General features: G+C 70.2%; 13 protein-coding genes. 5 read left to right on the top strand and 8 right to left on the bottom strand.

The features are described from left to right. Window positions 1–185: 185 nt before the first annotated feature. From HPY32_RS19945 to HPY32_RS19930, 4 genes are read right to left on the bottom strand one after another with little or no spacing between them, the layout of a single operon-like run. Entirely contained in the window at window positions 186–1,238 is a 1,053-nt protein-coding gene (locus tag HPY32_RS19945) for an aminotransferase class I/II-fold pyridoxal phosphate-dependent enzyme (RefSeq protein WP_067579080.1), read from the bottom strand. Beyond that, window positions 1,235–2,275 carry a 3-oxoacyl-ACP synthase III family protein gene (locus HPY32_RS19940; protein ID WP_067579082.1) on the bottom strand — a complete coding sequence of 347 codons (1,041 nt, stop codon included), beginning with the start codon at window positions 2,273–2,275 and terminating at the stop codon, window positions 1,235–1,237. Before HPY32_RS19940 ends, HPY32_RS19945 begins: the two co-directional genes overlap by 4 nt. A gap of 7 nt (window positions 2,276–2,282) precedes the next feature. Beyond that, window positions 2,283–2,942: a hypothetical protein gene (locus tag HPY32_RS19935; RefSeq protein WP_067579084.1), complete on the bottom strand. Its 660-nt coding sequence runs from the start codon at window positions 2,940–2,942 to the stop codon at window positions 2,283–2,285. Further along, the gene (locus HPY32_RS19930) at window positions 2,939–4,618 is read right to left on the bottom strand and encodes a thiamine pyrophosphate-binding protein (RefSeq protein WP_067579086.1); all 1,680 of its coding nucleotides are present in this window, start codon (window positions 4,616–4,618) and stop codon (window positions 2,939–2,941) included. The genes HPY32_RS19935 and HPY32_RS19930 overlap by 4 nt, the downstream gene beginning before the upstream one ends. Before the next feature lie 209 nt (window positions 4,619–4,827). Between HPY32_RS19930 and HPY32_RS19925 the strand changes: the two genes are divergently transcribed. The 3 genes from HPY32_RS19925 to HPY32_RS19915 all read left to right on the top strand — a co-directional run bounded on the left by HPY32_RS19925 (window position 4,828) and on the right by HPY32_RS19915 (window position 7,196). Next, entirely contained in the window at window positions 4,828–5,343 is a 516-nt protein-coding gene (locus tag HPY32_RS19925) for an EXLDI protein (RefSeq protein ID WP_067579088.1), read from the top strand. 126 nt (window positions 5,344–5,469) lie between these two features. Next, window positions 5,470–6,426 carry an ATP-binding cassette domain-containing protein gene (locus HPY32_RS19920; RefSeq protein ID WP_067579090.1) on the top strand — a complete coding sequence of 319 codons (957 nt, stop codon included), beginning with the start codon at window positions 5,470–5,472 and terminating at the stop codon, window positions 6,424–6,426. Between the two features lie 5 nt (window positions 6,427–6,431). Next, the gene (locus HPY32_RS19915; RefSeq protein ID WP_309247535.1) at window positions 6,432–7,196 is read left to right on the top strand and encodes an ABC transporter permease; all 765 of its coding nucleotides are present in this window, start codon (window positions 6,432–6,434) and stop codon (window positions 7,194–7,196) included. 55 nt (window positions 7,197–7,251) lie between these two features. Here the strand turns inward: HPY32_RS19915 and HPY32_RS19910 are convergent, their stop codons facing one another. Together HPY32_RS19910 and HPY32_RS19905 are read right to left on the bottom strand one after the other, a co-directional pair. Next, on the bottom strand, window positions 7,252–7,866 hold the full coding sequence (locus tag HPY32_RS19910) for an HAD family hydrolase (protein WP_231951351.1): 615 nt from the start codon (window positions 7,864–7,866) through the stop codon (window positions 7,252–7,254). A 10-nt stretch (window positions 7,867–7,876) separates the two neighbouring features. Further along, window positions 7,877–8,293 carry an SdpI family protein gene (locus HPY32_RS19905; RefSeq protein ID WP_231951352.1) on the bottom strand — a complete coding sequence of 139 codons (417 nt, stop codon included), beginning with the start codon at window positions 8,291–8,293 and terminating at the stop codon, window positions 7,877–7,879. Window positions 8,294–8,375: 82 nt separating this feature from the next. On the opposite strand from HPY32_RS19905, the gene leuS reads away from it, so the two are divergent. Continuing rightward, on the top strand, window positions 8,376–11,219 hold the full coding sequence (leuS, locus tag HPY32_RS19900; protein WP_171982994.1) for a leucine--tRNA ligase: 2,844 nt from the start codon (window positions 8,376–8,378) through the stop codon (window positions 11,217–11,219). Window positions 11,220–11,223: 4 nt separating this feature from the next. On the opposite strand, the gene HPY32_RS19895 is transcribed toward leuS, so the two are convergent. Together HPY32_RS19895 and HPY32_RS19890 are read right to left on the bottom strand one after the other, a co-directional pair. Next, the gene (locus HPY32_RS19895) at window positions 11,224–12,030 is read right to left on the bottom strand and encodes a polysaccharide deacetylase family protein (RefSeq protein WP_067579097.1); all 807 of its coding nucleotides are present in this window, start codon (window positions 12,028–12,030) and stop codon (window positions 11,224–11,226) included. Between the two features lie 86 nt (window positions 12,031–12,116). Continuing rightward, complete coding sequence (locus HPY32_RS19890; RefSeq protein ID WP_067584679.1) at window positions 12,117–12,815, bottom strand: SDR family oxidoreductase; 699 nt, start codon at window positions 12,813–12,815, stop codon at window positions 12,117–12,119. A gap of 164 nt (window positions 12,816–12,979) precedes the next feature. Here HPY32_RS19890 and ggh point away from each other — a divergent pair, with 164 nt between their 5' ends. After that, window positions 12,980–14,317: a glucosylglycerate hydrolase gene (ggh, locus tag HPY32_RS19885; RefSeq protein WP_067579099.1), complete on the top strand. Its 1,338-nt coding sequence runs from the start codon at window positions 12,980–12,982 to the stop codon at window positions 14,315–14,317. Window positions 14,318–14,356: the final 39 nt, after the last annotated feature.

The following is a 14,356-nucleotide window of genomic DNA, read 5'->3' as shown; positions in this document are numbered from 1 at the left end:
TTTGGCCGGGAACTCACGTGAGATCCCGGCCAAAAGCACGCCGGGATCAAGCAGGTGGCACGCCAGGATTCAGAAGGTGGCACGCCAGGACCTATGGCACACCAGGATTCAGAAGGTGGCACGCCGGGACCTATGGCACGCCGGGATCACGAAAGTGGCACGTCAGGAAGGTGGTGGCGCCGGGATCACGAAAGTGGTGAGGGTGTGGAGGTGAGGGCGGTGTGGACGGCGGCGTCGGCTGCTGGGTCGCCGACGGCGATGCGGGCGCTGCCGTCGGGGTAGGTTTTGGCGGCGATGCCCGCGCGGGTCAGGGCCTCGGCCGGGCCCGGGCCGGGCAGGTAGAGGAAGTTGGCGCGGCTGCGGGGGACGGGGATGCCGTTGCCGCGCAGCGCGGTTCGTAGTAGTTCTCGCTGGGTGGTGATGCGCGCGATGCGCTCGGCGAGTTCGGTGCGGGCGGCGTAGCAGGCCGCGACGGCCGTGGCCGCCGACTCGGGCATGCCGAACGGCAGTTGCAGCCGCCGCACCCGGCGCACCAGATCCGGATGCCCGAAGGCGTAGCCGATGCGCAGCCCGGCCAGCCCGTACGCCTTGGAAAAGGTGCGCAGCACCAGGAGATTCGGGTAGTGCGCGATCAGCTCCACGGCGTCGACGGTCTCGGCGGGGCCGAGGAATTCGGCGTACGCCTCGTCCAGGATCACCGGAATGTGGCGGGGCATGCCGAACAGGAACGCCTTCAGCTCGCTCGCCGCGACCACGGTCCCGGTCGGGTTGTGCGGGCGGCACACCGCCACCAGCGCGGTGCGGGCGTCGACCGACCCCGCCATGGTCCACAGATCCTGCCGACCGGACGAATGCAGCGGCACCGCAACCGATTCCAGCCCGACCATGTCCGCCATGACGGGATAGCCGTCGAAGGTCGGGCTGGCGAACACCATCCGATCGCCCGGCTCGGTCAGCGCCTGCATGATCTGCAGCACCACCCCGGTCGCGCCCGCACCGACCACGACCTGATCGGGCCGCACGCCGACGTGGCCCGCGATCAGCCGCGGCAACCGCCGCGGCAGGAACTCCGGATACCGATTCGCCCGCGCCATCGTGTCGCGCAGCGCCTCGAGCACCGAAGGCAAAGGGGGAAACGGGTTTTCGCTCAGCGTCAGGTCGAAGCGCACGGCATCGGTGCCCGGCCGCCGGGCCACCGCGCGCAGCACCGGCGGGGTCCCGACGGGGTGCAGGGTCATCGCGCCGCGCCCCAGCGCACCGCGGCCGCGGCGGCGAAGTCCCCGGCATGGGCGAACGCCGACAGCAGCACGACCGAACCGTTGCGCAACCGACCCGCCCGGTTCTCGGCGTCCAGGGTCACCGGAATGCCCGCGGCGAACAGGTTTCCGCACCGGTCGAAGGTGTCCGGGTGGCGCTCGGCGGGCAGTTCCAGCGCGTCGTGCCAGTTGCGCAGAAACAGCCGGTTCGGCTGATTGGTGACGAAGGTGTCGATGTCGCGGCCCTTCACCCCGATCCGCTCGCACACCGCCAACGCCACCTCGGGCACCAACCGGTTGCCGCGCGTGAACACCTTGGCGACCTTGGATTCGGTGAAGCTCACGCAGCCCTGCCCCTCGCCCGGCTCCCAGTACTTGCGCTCGGAGCCGGTGGAAAACTCCATGTCCCCGGCGAATTCGGGATAGGTGCGGCATTCGATGTCGAGAATCGGCGCCCGATCGCTCTTCACCAGCAGCCCGACGCCGCAGCCGTCGCCGGGCACCGGGGCCTGCGCCAGGCCGCGAATCTCGGTCTGGGTGAACACCGGGCCCGCGCTGTTCTGCGTCGTGGCGATCAGCGCGGTGCGCGCGGAGGTGGTCTGCAGAATCATCCGCGCCAGCGACATCATGTGGATGAACGCCGCGCATCCGCCGTTGTGCACGTCGAAGACCCAGCCGGGCCGCATCCCCAGCCGCCGCGCCACCTCCGGACCGGCGCCCAGCACCGGATTGTCCGGGAGCTGGGTGTGTGTGAGCAGCACGTCCACGCCCGTAATCGTCTCGGCCCCATGGCGTTCCACCAGCGGCGCGACCGCCCGCTCCACCATGTCGACGGCGGTCTCGTCGCGGGCGATGTGGTGGCGGGCCTTGGGGGCGCGGAACATCACGTTCTTGGCCATCCGGTCCGAGCGGGAGAACTGCGTGAAGTACTCGGTGCCGACCGGCTCGCCGGGCAGATAGCTCGCGACGTCGACGAGGCTCACTCCGGGCCGGGTGAGCAGAGCATCGGTGAAATCCATTGCGGCCTCACTTCATCCAGTCGGGCTTGATCGGAAGCCCGTGCGCCGCACGGTATTCGCAGATCGCCTTGAGGTTGTTCATTTCCAGCTGGTGCCCGGCGGAGAACATATCCCAGAAATCGCCGACCCACACCTTGCGGCCCGCGGGCGCGGTATCGGGATAGGGGTTCTCGTCGTAGAACGGGTGGTGGCAGTTGTTCCACAGCACCACCGATCCGGGCCGATCGAACACGACCCGCGCGTCGACCACCCGCATCAGGTAGATCATCCACAGGTGTTCGCCCTGGTCCCAGGCGCAGTGATAGTCCACGGTCATCGCGTCGGGATTGGCGACCGTGCGGGTGTAGATCCGGGTGGCGTCGCCGAGCCGGTCGAACGACACCCACAGGCCCGGTGTCTCGGTCTCGGTGAAGCCGCGCAGGCTGTAGGTCCATTCCTCCAGGCAGCGGGTGTCGGCCAGGTACTCGTACACCTCGCGCGGCGGCGCGTCGACGTAGTCCTGCACCGGACAGAATCTGCCGAAGACCTGATCGTGCGGATACACCGACCGCAGCATGTCCATGATGATCGGGGTGGTGGCCTCGCGATCGGAGTTCTCGATGCGCAGCAGCCCGGGGATCGCACGATCCGGGATGTCGCTGAGGGCGGGCAGGGCACTGGTGGTCACGGGGTCCTCCTCGGTACCGACAGAAACGGGGTGAACGGTGGAATCTCGTCCGGGTCGCAGTCGATCGACACGAACGACGGGCCCGGATGGTCGAAACAGGTGCGCAGGGCGGCGGCGAGTTCGCCGGTGCTGCCGGGCGAGAACGACGGCAGGTCCGGGAACATGGCGCCCAGGCCCGCGCCCAGGCGGGCGGGGCGGAATCGGTTGAAGCTGTAGCGATCTCCGTAGTAGAGCCGCTCGCGGGTGACGCACATGGCGTGCGCGTTGTTGTTGAACACCACGAACGTCACCGGCAGCCGGTACTCGATCGCGGTGTGGATCTCCATGCCGTGCATGAAGAACGCGCCGTCCCCGGCCACCACGACGGTGCGGCGCGTCCCGCCGCCGGGCCGGTGCCGCCGCGCGAAGGCCGAGCCGATGCCCGCGCCGAACGCGTACCCCATGCCGCCCATGCCCAGCGCCACCACGAACCGGCCGCCGCGCGGCAGCCGCAGATGATGCACGACCGCGGCCCCGGTGTTACCGGCGTCGGCGAATACGTCGGTGCCGGGTTCCAGTGTGGCATTGAGGGTTTCGACGATGTGGCGGTAGCGCAGCCCCGGCCCGGCGGCCGCGGGCACCCGCAGCGCGGTGAGCGGGTCGCGCCGGGTCGCGGTCATCGGCCGCCCCGGGTCGGCGAAGTCGTCGGCGAGTTCGGGCAGCGCCGAGACCAGGTCGGGGCCGGTGGCGTGCAGCGCGGCCGGGTACGGCGCCTCGGCGCCGACGCTGACCACGACGGTATTGTTCAGCGCCTCGTCGAGCCCGGTGCGCGCGGTCATCGGCAGCCGGGTGCCGACCAGCAGGCACAGCGCCGAGCGCCGGACCGCGTCGGCGAGTTCGGGGTGGCCCATGGTTCCGGACACCCCGCAGTACCCGGGTTCGTCGTGGTCGTAGACGTCCAGGGCGTCCGGCGCCACCCCGACGGCGGCGTCGAGAACCGTTGCCAGGCGCAGCAGTTCGGCGCGCGCGTCGTCGCGTGCCACCTGGTCCCCGGCGATGATCGTGATCTTGCCGGTCGCCCGCGCCGCGTGCAGTGCCGCCCGCACCCGCGACAGCCCGACCGAGCGGGAGCGCCCCGCCGGGCGCGGAAGCCGACGCGACGGCGCCTGCCCCGGGTCGGCCTGCTGAACGTCCTTGGGCAGCAACAGCACCGCCGGTCCGCCCCGCCGGGCCGCGGCCACCGCGCGATCCAGCTGCGCGGGCAGCGCGGCGGCGGTGCGCACCCGGGCGCAGTAGCGCGAGACGGGGGCGAACACCCGTTCGGCGTCGAAGGTCCCGGCCCGGCCGCTGGAATCCTGGAAGGCCCCGCGGCCCTCCAGCTCGGTCGGCGGCTGGCCGACCAGCGCCAGCACCGGCACCCGGGAGGCGAACGACTCCGCCAGGCCCGCAACCAGATTCATGGCGCCGCCGCCGGAGGTGGCCGCGACCACGCCCAATCCCGCGGTGCAGCGCGCGTACCCGTCGGCCATGGTGGCGGCGGAGAACTCGTGCTTGGCCACCAGCCCGGTCATCGTCTCGGGACCGGCGAAGATCGCGTCGTAGAGGTCCTCGATATTGGCCCCGTCGACGCCGAAAATGTGCCGAACACCCAGGGCCGCAATCGCTTCCACCAGGTAATCCACCGCTCGCATCGGCATCGGCGCTCCTTCCTGCCGGGCCACGAACGCGTCCGGTCTCTCATTCGGGACACGAGGCACACCGACCGATGGTTCACCGACCCCCGATCCGGCCGATAGAGCAGACTGAGGGGTACCGCCCGGTATTGCCCGGCGAGCGGTTGGCATGCTAATTCCGGCCAGATCCCCACCCTCTTGCGTGTATGTATACTTCTACGTATAGTGGGTTCATGCCCAACAAGACCGTGTACGTTTCCGACGACGACCTTCCCTTGTTCCAGCGGGCCCAGGAGCTGGTCGGGGGCAACCTGTCCGGGGCCATCGTGACGGCGCTGCGCCGCTACATCGAGCTGGAGGAGGGTCGGCAGGAAGGCTTCGACGAGGTCATCCTCCGGGTCGGCCGCAACGGCGTCCGGCAGGTCCGCTTCTCGGGCGCACTGCTCGGGGAGTGGCGCGACACCGACGACCAGGCGATGAAGCACATTCGCGTCTATCGCAGTCGCAAGGGCAAATACGTCCTGCATTCCCAGGTATCCAGCTGGGACGAGTACCCCACCGACACCAACTGGCTGAAGGACCTCACCAACTGGCGCCGGATGCTCGGGGTGACCGAACCCGACTGGGGCGAGTTCACCATGGACATCGTCGACGCGCTCGGCGATCTGAAGGGCCGCATCCCCGATCAGCTCTACCGGCGAGTGGCCGACATCGCCGAGCATCCCCAGATCGAGGATCTCGACATCTGACCCGCGGGCCGCCGAACGCGGTCCCGCACAACCGAACAGACACCACCCGTCCTTGACCACGGTCCCCAGTGGTCACGGCTCGGCCGACCCATGCATTCATTCGTACTCATTGATGAGGAAACCCCGATGAACCATCACCATCGAGCACCGGCGATCTCGGTCGCCGGACTGCGGAAAGCCTTCGGCGATCACGTCGTTCTCGACGGCATCGACCTGACCGTCGCCCAGGGCACGATCTTCTCGCTGCTCGGGCCCAACGGCGCGGGCAAGACCACGACCGTGCAGATCCTGTCGACGCTGCTGCGGGCCGACGGCGGCGAGATCCGCGTCGGCGGGCACGACGTCGCCGCCGAGCCCGATGCCGTGCGGGCGGCCATCGGCGTCACCGGCCAGTTCTCCGCGGTCGACGAATTGCTCACCGGCCGTGAGAATCTCGTGCTGATGGGTGACCTGCTGCACCTGCCGCGCAGCGAGAGCCGCCGCATCGCCGACGACCTGCTGCACCGATTCGACCTGGTCGACGCCGCCGACAAGCGGACCGGCAGCTACTCCGGCGGCATGACCCGCCGCCTGGACCTGGCGATGACGCTGGTCGGCGATCCGCAGATCATCTTCCTCGACGAGCCCACCGTCGGGCTCGACCCGCGCAGCCGCCGGACCATGTGGGAGATCATCCGCGAACTCGTCGCGGGCGGCGTCACCATCTTCCTCACCACCCAGTACCTGGAGGAGGCCGACGAGCTGGCCGACCGGATCGCGGTCCTCGACCACGGCCGCATCGTCGCCGAGGGCACCTCCGATCAGCTCAAGCGGCTGGTGCCGGGCGGGCACCTGCGGCTGGCCTTCATCGACGGGACCGACCGGGACCGCGCCGAGTACGCGCTCGGCGACGCCACCCGGATCGACGAGGTGACCCTCGCCGTGCCCACCGACGGCTCGGTGAAATCCATTCGCGCGGTGCTGGATCGGCTCGACGACGCGCACATCGAACCGGAGGGCCTGGCGGTGCACACCCCGGACCTGGACGACGTATTCCTCACCCTCACCGGACATTCCGTACCCGAGAAGGACCTCGCACGATGAGCATCATGACCGACACCGTCATCGACTCCAAGACCATGCTGCGCCGAAATCTGGTGCACGCCATGCGATATCCGGGAATGACCGTCGCCGTCATCATCATGCCGGTGGGGCTGATGCTGCTGTTCACCTATGTGCTCGGCGGCACGCTGGGCAAGGGCATGGGCGGCGGCCACTACATCGACTACCTCACGCCCGGCATCCTGCTGATGATCCCGGCCATGATGGTGGTCGTCGTCTCCGTCGCGGTGGCATCGGATATGACGAAGGGCTTCGTCAACCGCTTCCGGGCCATGCCGGTCAGGCATTCGTCCATGCTCACCGGGCAGGTGCTGGGGACCGTGCTGCAAGGGCTGGTCGGGCTGGCGCTCATGTTCGGCGTCGGGTTCCTCACCGGCTTCCGCCCGCACGCGAACGCCGTGGAATGGCTGGCGGCGATCGGCCTGCTGACCCTGATGCTGTTCGGCATGTGCTGGCTCGGCGCGGCCTTCGGCATGGCCGCCTCCTCGCCGGAGGCCGCCAGCAACTCGCCCAGCCTCATCGCCTACCTGCCCATGCTGGGCAGCGGCCTGGTGCGGACCGACTCCATGCCGGTCGGGGTGCGCCAGTTCGCCGAGTTCCAGCCGTTCACCCCGATCACCGAGACCCTGCGCGGGCTGCTGACGGGGACGGCGATCGGCAGCAACGGGATCATCGCCGTCGCCTGGTGCGTCGGCTTCGCGGTGGTCGGCTACGCCCTGTCGACCACGATGTTCCACCGCAAGACCAACTGAAATAACGAGGGGAACGCTGTGCCCCCGGACATTTCGTCCGGGGGCACAGCGGTCGTCAGGCGGCGACGTGGTCGGCCAGCCAGGCCGGGAAGGCCGTGAGGTCGTCGAGCACGACATCGGCTCCGGCGGCACGTAATTCGTCCGCGTCGCACGGCCCGGTGGCCACGGCGACCGAATACGCCCGCGCGGTCCGGGCGCCGCGCACATCGCCGATGTGGTCGCCGACGTAGACGCTCGCGCCGTGCTCGCGCAGCGCCTGCGCCTTGCGCTCGGCCCACAGGTCGCCGACGACCGCGTCCGCGGGAATGCCGAGGTGGGTCAGGTGCAGTCGCGCGTTCGGTTCGTACTTGGCGGTGACGACCACCGCGCGGCCGCCGGCGGCGCGCACGGCCTCGACCGCCTCGCGGGCGCCGGGCATGGCCAGGGTGCCGGTGACCGCGTGCGTGGGATACATCTCGCGGTACAGCTCGGCCACGGCCGGAACCCGGTCGGCGGGAAACCAGTTCGCGAGTTCGTCCTCGAGCGGCGGGCCGAGCCGGGTGACCACCAGATCGCAGTCGATGCGCGCACCGGTGCGCTCGGCCAGTGCCTGATAGCAGGTGCGGATGCCGGGCCGGGAATCGATCAGCGTCATGTCGAGGTCGAAGCCGACCGTCAATTCCGGTGCCACGGCGCGGAACTCAGTTGGCCGGCTGGCAGGCGTCGCGCAGCGAACAGGCGCCGCAGGCGTGGCCGCAGCCGCCGACCTCGGGGGCCGGGGCCATACCGGCGATGGCTCCGGCGGCGGCGTTCGCGCCCGCGCCGAGGGTGAACAGCGCGATGACGAGGACCGCCGCGGCGACCGCGAGGCCGACGATCGCGCCCGCGACCAGGGCGATCAGTCCGCCCCCGGCGAGCAGCACACCGGCGGCGATCGAGGTGGGGGCCGCGACGCGATTGGCGACCCGGAAGGTCTCCTCGGTGCGCAGCGCCTCTTCGGTGTGCACACCGAAGAAACGATTGCGGGGGAGGGCACCGGTCAGCCCGAGCGCCCCGGTGACGACGGCCACAGCCGCCAGCACGAACAGGAACAGCGCCACCACGAACACCCGGCTCACGGTACTCCGCCGCGGGCGAGGGGCCGTTGCAAGCCCCCGGTCGGCACCCGTTTACCCTGGTGAGCGAGGCTTGTCGGGGGACATTCAGCTAGGAGAAGGCAGGACAGTGCAGGACACCCCACACCGCTACAACGCCGAGCTGGCCGGTGCGGTCGAGCGCAAGTGGCAGCGGATCTGGGAGGAGCGCGGCACCTTCCACGCCCCCAACCCGGTCGGCCCGCTGCGCGGCGACACCCCGGCCGACAAGCTGTTCATCCAGGACATGTTCCCGTACCCGTCGGGTGCGGGCCTGCACGTGGGCCACCCGCTCGGCTACATCGCCACCGACGTCTTCGCGCGCTACCACCGCATGCACGGGCGCAATGTGCTGCACGCCCTGGGCTACGACGCCTTCGGCCTGCCCGCCGAGCAGTACGCGGTGCAGACCGGCGCGCATCCGCGGGTGACCACCGAGGCCAATATCGCGACCATGCAGCGCCAGCTCGACCGGCTGGGCCTGGGCCACGACCGGCGGCGCTCGTTCGCCACCACCGATCCCGAGTTCTACCGCTGGACGCAGTGGATCTTCCTGCGCATCTACAACGCCTGGTACGACGACGTGGCCGGGAAGGCCCGCCCGATCGCCGAGCTGGAGGCCGAATTCGCCGACGGCGCCCGGCCGACCCCGGACGGGCGCGCGTGGGCCGAGCTGACGGTGGCCGAGCGGCAGGCGGCGCTGGACTCGTATCGGCTGGTGTACCAGTCGGATTCGATGGTCAACTGGTGCCCGGGGCTGGGCACGGTGCTGGCCAACGAGGAGGTCACCGCCGACGGCCGCAGCGAGCGCGGCAACTTCCCGGTGTTCCGAAAGCGCCTGCGGCAGTGGATGATGCGCATCACCGCCTACTCCGACCGGCTGGTCGACGATCTGGACCTGCTGGACTGGCCGGAGAACGTGAAGGCCATGCAGCGCAACTGGATCGGGCGCTCGCGCGGCGCGCAGGTGCGGTTCGCCGCCTCCGGTGCGACCATCGAGGTGTTCACCACCCGGCCGGACACGCTGTTCGGCGCCACCTATGTGGTGCTCGCGCCCGAACACGAGCTGGTGGACCGGCTGGTCGCCGCGCGGTGGCCCGACGGGGTGGATCCGCGCTGGACCTTCGGCGCGGGCACCCCGGCGGAAGCCGTTGCGGCCTACCGCTCCTCGATCGCGGCCAAGTCCGATCTGGAGCGGCAGGAGAACAAGGAGAAGACCGGCGTCTTCCTCGGCGCGGACGCCACCAACCCGGTCGACGGCCAGCGGCTGCCGATCTTCGTCGCCGACTACGTGCTCAGCGGCTACGGCACCGGGGCCGTCATGGCGGTGCCCGGCCACGATCAGCGCGACTGGGAGTTCGCCTCGGCCTTCGGATTACCGATCGTGGAGGTCATCGCGGGGGGCGATGTCTCGGCGGGCGCGTACTCCGGCGACGGCGAGCTGGTGAACTCCGATTATCTGAACGGACTCGACGTCGAGGACGCCAAGGCCAAGATCGTCGAGCGGCTGGAGGCCGAGGGCCACGGCCGCGGCACCGTGCAGTACAAGCTGCGCGACTGGCTGTTCGCGCGGCAGCGCTACTGGGGCGAGCCGTTCCCGATCGTCTACGACGAGCAGGGCCGCGCCCACCCGCTGCCGGAATCCATGCTGCCGGTGGAACTTCCGGAGGTGCGCGACTTCGCGCCGGTCACCTTCGATCCCGACGACGCCGCCTCCGAGCCGTCCCCGCCGCTGGCCAAGGCCACCGACTGGGTCGAGGTCGAACTGGATCTGGGCGACGGGCGCAAGCGATACCGCCGCGACACCAATGTGATGCCGCAGTGGGCGGGCAGCTCCTGGTACCAGCTGCGCTACGCCGACCCGACCGACACCGAGGCGTTCTGCGCGCCGGAGAACGAGCGCTACTGGCTGGGCCCGCGCCCGGCCGAGCACGGCCCGAGCGATCCGGGCGGCGTCGACCTGTACGTCGGCGGCGTGGAACATGCCGTGCTGCACCTGCTCTACGCGCGGTTCTGGCAGAAGGTGCTGTTCGATCTGGGCGACGTGTCCGCGCCGGAGCCGTACCGCCGCCTGTTCAATCAGGGCTACATCCAGGCGTACGCCTACACCGACGAGCGCGGCGCGTACGTACCCGCCGCCGAGGTGCTGGAGCGGGACGGAAAGTTCTTCTGGGTCAACGCATCCGGCGACGAGATCCCGGTCTTCCAGGAGTACGGCAAGATCGGCAAGTCGCTGAAGAACGCCATCTCGCCGGACGAGATGTGCGACCTCTACGGCGCGGACACCTTCCGCTTCTACGAGATGTCGATGGGCCCGCTGGACACCTCGCGCCCGTGGGCGACGAAGGACGTCGTCGGCGCGCACCGGTTCCTGCAGCGGGTGTGGCGACTGGTGGTGGACGAGGAGACCGGCGGCGTGCGGGTCACCGACGCCGAGCCGGGGGACGCCACCCTGCGGCTGCTGCACCGGACGATCGACGGCGTCGACGGCGACTATGCCGCGCTGCGCGACAACACCGCGGGCGCCAAGCTGATCGAGCTGTCCAACCATCTGACCAAGGAGTATCCGCAGGGCGCGCCGCGCTCGGTGGTGGAGCCGCTGGTGTTGATGCTGGCCCCGCTGGCCCCGCACATCGCCGAGGAGCTGTGGGAGCGGCTGGGTCACACCACCGCGCTGGCGCACGGCCCGTTCCCGGTCGCCGATCCAGCACTGCTGGTGGCGGATTCGGTCGAATACCCGATCCAGGTCAACGGCAAGGTCCGCAGCCGCATCAGCGTTCCCGCCGACGCCGACGCCGCCACCATCGAAGCGGCCGCCCTGACCGACGAGAAACTGCGCGAGTTCCTGAACGGCAAGCAGCCCCGCAAGGTGATCGTCGTCCCGGGCCGCCTGGTCAACGTGGTGGCCTGACGCCTCAGGCCGGAGGCAGCAGCACGTCGTTCAGCGTGACCATGGACAGGTTGCGCTGAACGAGGATTCCCACCAGGCGGTCGTAGCAGTGGGTGACGGCCGGGTGGTTGGCGTGGCCGATGACGACGGCCTGCGGGTTGAAATATTTCTGGGCCTGCTGGACCAGATAGTCCTCGGTGACGATGGAGGAGTCGCCGAAGGAGCCGTACCACAGGGTGGGGACGGTGTAGCCGCAGTCGGCGGCGATCTTGTCGACGGTGGCGTCGTGGAAGCCGTAGGGCGGACGGTAGAACGGCGTGCCGTCGACGCCGAAGTTGTTGCGCAGGAACGTTTTCGTGCGATTCAGCTGATCGGCCACCCGGGCGCCGGATATCTTGGTCAGCGCCGGGTGGTCCCAGGTGTGATTGCCGAGCTGGATCTGCCCGGAATCGACCAGGGGGCGCAATGCATCCCGGTGCACGGTCCACGAATCGTAGTGGGCCGTAACGAAAAACGTGAAGCGCGCACCGGTGTCGCGGGCGAATTTGATGTACGCGCCGACCACCTCGGGGCTGGCACCGTCGTCGACCGTCAGCGCCAGGTTCGTGCCCGGGCCGGGTAGCGCCGTGATGGTGCCGCGCGGTAATCGGGTCTTCGGCCCGGCGGGCGGGGGCGGCAGCAGCGGCCGCCGCGGCGGCGGGGTCTCGAGACCGGCCGCCGAACCGCTGGGCAGCGTCGTATCGCTCTGTGCCGCAGAGCATCCCGTCAAGGCGGCGACCGTGCCCGCGGCCATCAGGGTCAGCCACTGCCGCCGATTCGGAGTCGAGCTCATCTCACCACCGTCCCGTGCATCGTGCCTAGGCGACCCACGGTAGCCACCGCCACGGTCCTCGCCCGGAGCGACACGTCAGCCGCATGTCAGCGGGCGATCGGGCGCAGCACGATCTCGGCCGGGTGCGCGTCGCGCGGGGTCTCGATCGCCTGCCGGACCGTTCCGGCCACCGTCTCGGCGGTGAGGAACTCCTCCGGCCGGTACTCCCGCCGCTCGCCCGCGACGATGGCGCGCTGCATATCGGTATCGATGCGACCCGGATGCACCGAGGTCACCCGCAGCCGCGGCTCCTCGAGCCGAAGCGCGTCCGCGAAGGCGCGCAGCCCGAACTTGCTGGCGGCGTACGCGCCCCAGCCCGGATTGGCGCGCAGCCCGGCGCCCGAATTGATCAGCACCACATGGCCTTCGGCGGCGCGCAGCGCGGGCAGCAGCAGCCGGGTCAGCTCGGCGACCGCGATCAGATTGGCCTCCAGCGTATTGCGCCACAGTGCCACCGGGGTCTCGGCGATGGTGCCCAGGTCGGCGACGCCCGCGTTGTGCACCAGCACGTCCAGCCGTTCGATCGGCGCGCACGCGCGAGCCAGGGCGTCGTAGTCGGTGAGATCGACCGGCCAGGCGGTGGCCGGGGGCAATTCGGCCACGATCTCCGACAGCGCCGCCGCCGAGCGGGCGCCCAGCAGCAGGTCGTGGGTCGGGGCGAGTTCCCGCGCGATCGCGGCCCCGAGCCCGCGGCTGGCACCGGTGACCAGGGCGATCGGCCGGGAATAGGAACTGGGAGTCGACATGCGGTCCACGGTATCGACCCGACTTCGTCGGGTACTGCTGGAGGGGCCGGGTACTGCTGGAGGGGCCGGGTACTGCTGGAGGGGCCGGGTACGTCTGAACAGGCCGGACACATCTCGAGGGCCGCCGACACGCGCGCGGGGAGGCGGCACCGCAGAATGGGGGGATGAACGGGCCGGGTTTCACCCCCACGCAGTTGGCGGCGCGCGCCGCCTATCTGCTGCGCGGGAACGACCTGGGGACGATGACCAGCGCCGCCCCCAGGCTCTATCCGCACATGTGGAGCTGGGACGCGGCGTTCGTCGCGGTCGGGCTGGCGCCGCTGAGCGTGGAGCGCGCGGTGGTCGAACTCGACACCCTGCTGTCGGCGCAGTGGAAGAACGGGATGATTCCGCACATCGTGTTCGCGGGCGGCCGCGACGGGTACTTCCCGGGTCCAGGCCGCTGGGAGTGCCGCCGCCTGGCCGTCAACGCCCCCGACGGCCCGGACACCTCGGGCATCACCCAGCCGCCCGTGCACGCGATCGCGGTGCAGCGCATCCTCGATCATTCCCGCCGCCACGGCCGCAGCACCCGGGCCGCGGCCGAGGAGTTCCTGAACCGGCGCTGGCCCGATCTCATGCGCTGGCATCGCTGGCTCGCCCACGCCCGCGACCCCAAGCAGAGCGGCCGCATCACGCTCTACCACGGGTGGGAGTCCGGCATGGACAACTCGCCGCGCTGGGATCGGGCCTACGAGAACGTGATTCCCGGCGCCGACCTGCCGCCCTATCAGCGCGCCGACATCCACCTGGTGGATCCCGCGCAGCGGCCCACCGATCGCGAATACGACCGCTACCTGTGGCTGGTCGAGCAGATGCGGCGCTGCGGATACGACGATTTCCAGCTCGCCTCGACCATGAGCTTCGCGGTGGAGGACGTGTTCGTGACCGCGGTGTTCGCGCTGGCGTGCGAGGTGCTCGCCGATATCGGCGAGGACTACCGGATGCCCCGCGCCGACGTGCGCGAACTGTTCGAGTGGGCGGCCTATTTCCGCGCCGGGGTCATCGCCACCACCGACGCGCGCAGCGGCGCCGCCCGCGATTTCGATGTGCGGCTGGGCCGCTGGATCAGCACCGAGACGCTGGCGATGTTCGCCCCGCTGCTGTGCGGCGGGCTGCCGCGCGACACCGAGCGCAGCCTGCTGCGGCTGTTCGAGGGCCCGCGCTTCTGCGGCCATCCGGACCTGCGGTACGCGCTGCCGCCCTCGACCTCGCCGGTGTCGCGGGATTTCCGCCCGCGCGAATACTGGCGCGGGCCGGTCTGGCCGGTGATGAGCTGGCTGTTCTCCTGGGTGTTCGCCCGGCGCGGCTGGGCCGAACGCGCCCGCACGCTGCGCGCCGAGGGGCTGCGGCAGGCCAGCGACGGCAGCTTCGCCGAGTACTACGACCCGTTCACCGGGGAACCGCTGGGCAGCATGCAGCAATCGTGGACGGCCGCCTCGGTACTGGACTGGCTGGGTTAGGACAATTCCCCGAATTCGCCTATTGCGGGCAACCATTCG

This window comes from Nocardia terpenica, from assembly GCF_013186535.1.
Taxonomy (GTDB): Bacteria; Actinomycetota; Actinomycetes; order Mycobacteriales; family Mycobacteriaceae; genus Nocardia; species Nocardia terpenica.
Note: the sequence above shows the minus strand (reverse complement) of the source record. Positions and strands in the feature narration are given on the sequence as shown.

Excerpts from the sequence above, each read along its gene's own strand:
- ggh (WP_067579099.1), top strand. The coding sequence starts at position 12,980 with ATGAACGGGCCGGGTTTCACCCCCACGCAGTTGGCGGCGCGCGCCGCC.
- HPY32_RS19920 (WP_067579090.1), top strand. The coding sequence starts at position 5,470 with ATGAACCATCACCATCGAGCACCGGCGATCTCGGTCGCCGGACTGCGG.
- HPY32_RS19915 (WP_309247535.1), top strand. The coding sequence starts at position 6,432 with ATGACCGACACCGTCATCGACTCCAAGACCATGCTGCGCCGAAATCTG.
- HPY32_RS19945 (WP_067579080.1), bottom strand. The coding sequence starts at position 1,238 with ATGACCCTGCACCCCGTCGGGACCCCGCCGGTGCTGCGCGCGGTGGCC.
- HPY32_RS19930 (WP_067579086.1), bottom strand. The coding sequence starts at position 4,618 with ATGCCGATGCGAGCGGTGGATTACCTGGTGGAAGCGATTGCGGCCCTG.
- HPY32_RS19895 (WP_067579097.1), bottom strand. The coding sequence starts at position 12,030 with ATGAGCTCGACTCCGAATCGGCGGCAGTGGCTGACCCTGATGGCCGCG.
- HPY32_RS19940 (WP_067579082.1), bottom strand. The coding sequence starts at position 2,275 with ATGGATTTCACCGATGCTCTGCTCACCCGGCCCGGAGTGAGCCTCGTC.
- HPY32_RS19890 (WP_067584679.1), bottom strand. The coding sequence starts at position 12,815 with ATGTCGACTCCCAGTTCCTATTCCCGGCCGATCGCCCTGGTCACCGGT.
- HPY32_RS19925 (WP_067579088.1), top strand. The coding sequence starts at position 4,828 with ATGCCCAACAAGACCGTGTACGTTTCCGACGACGACCTTCCCTTGTTC.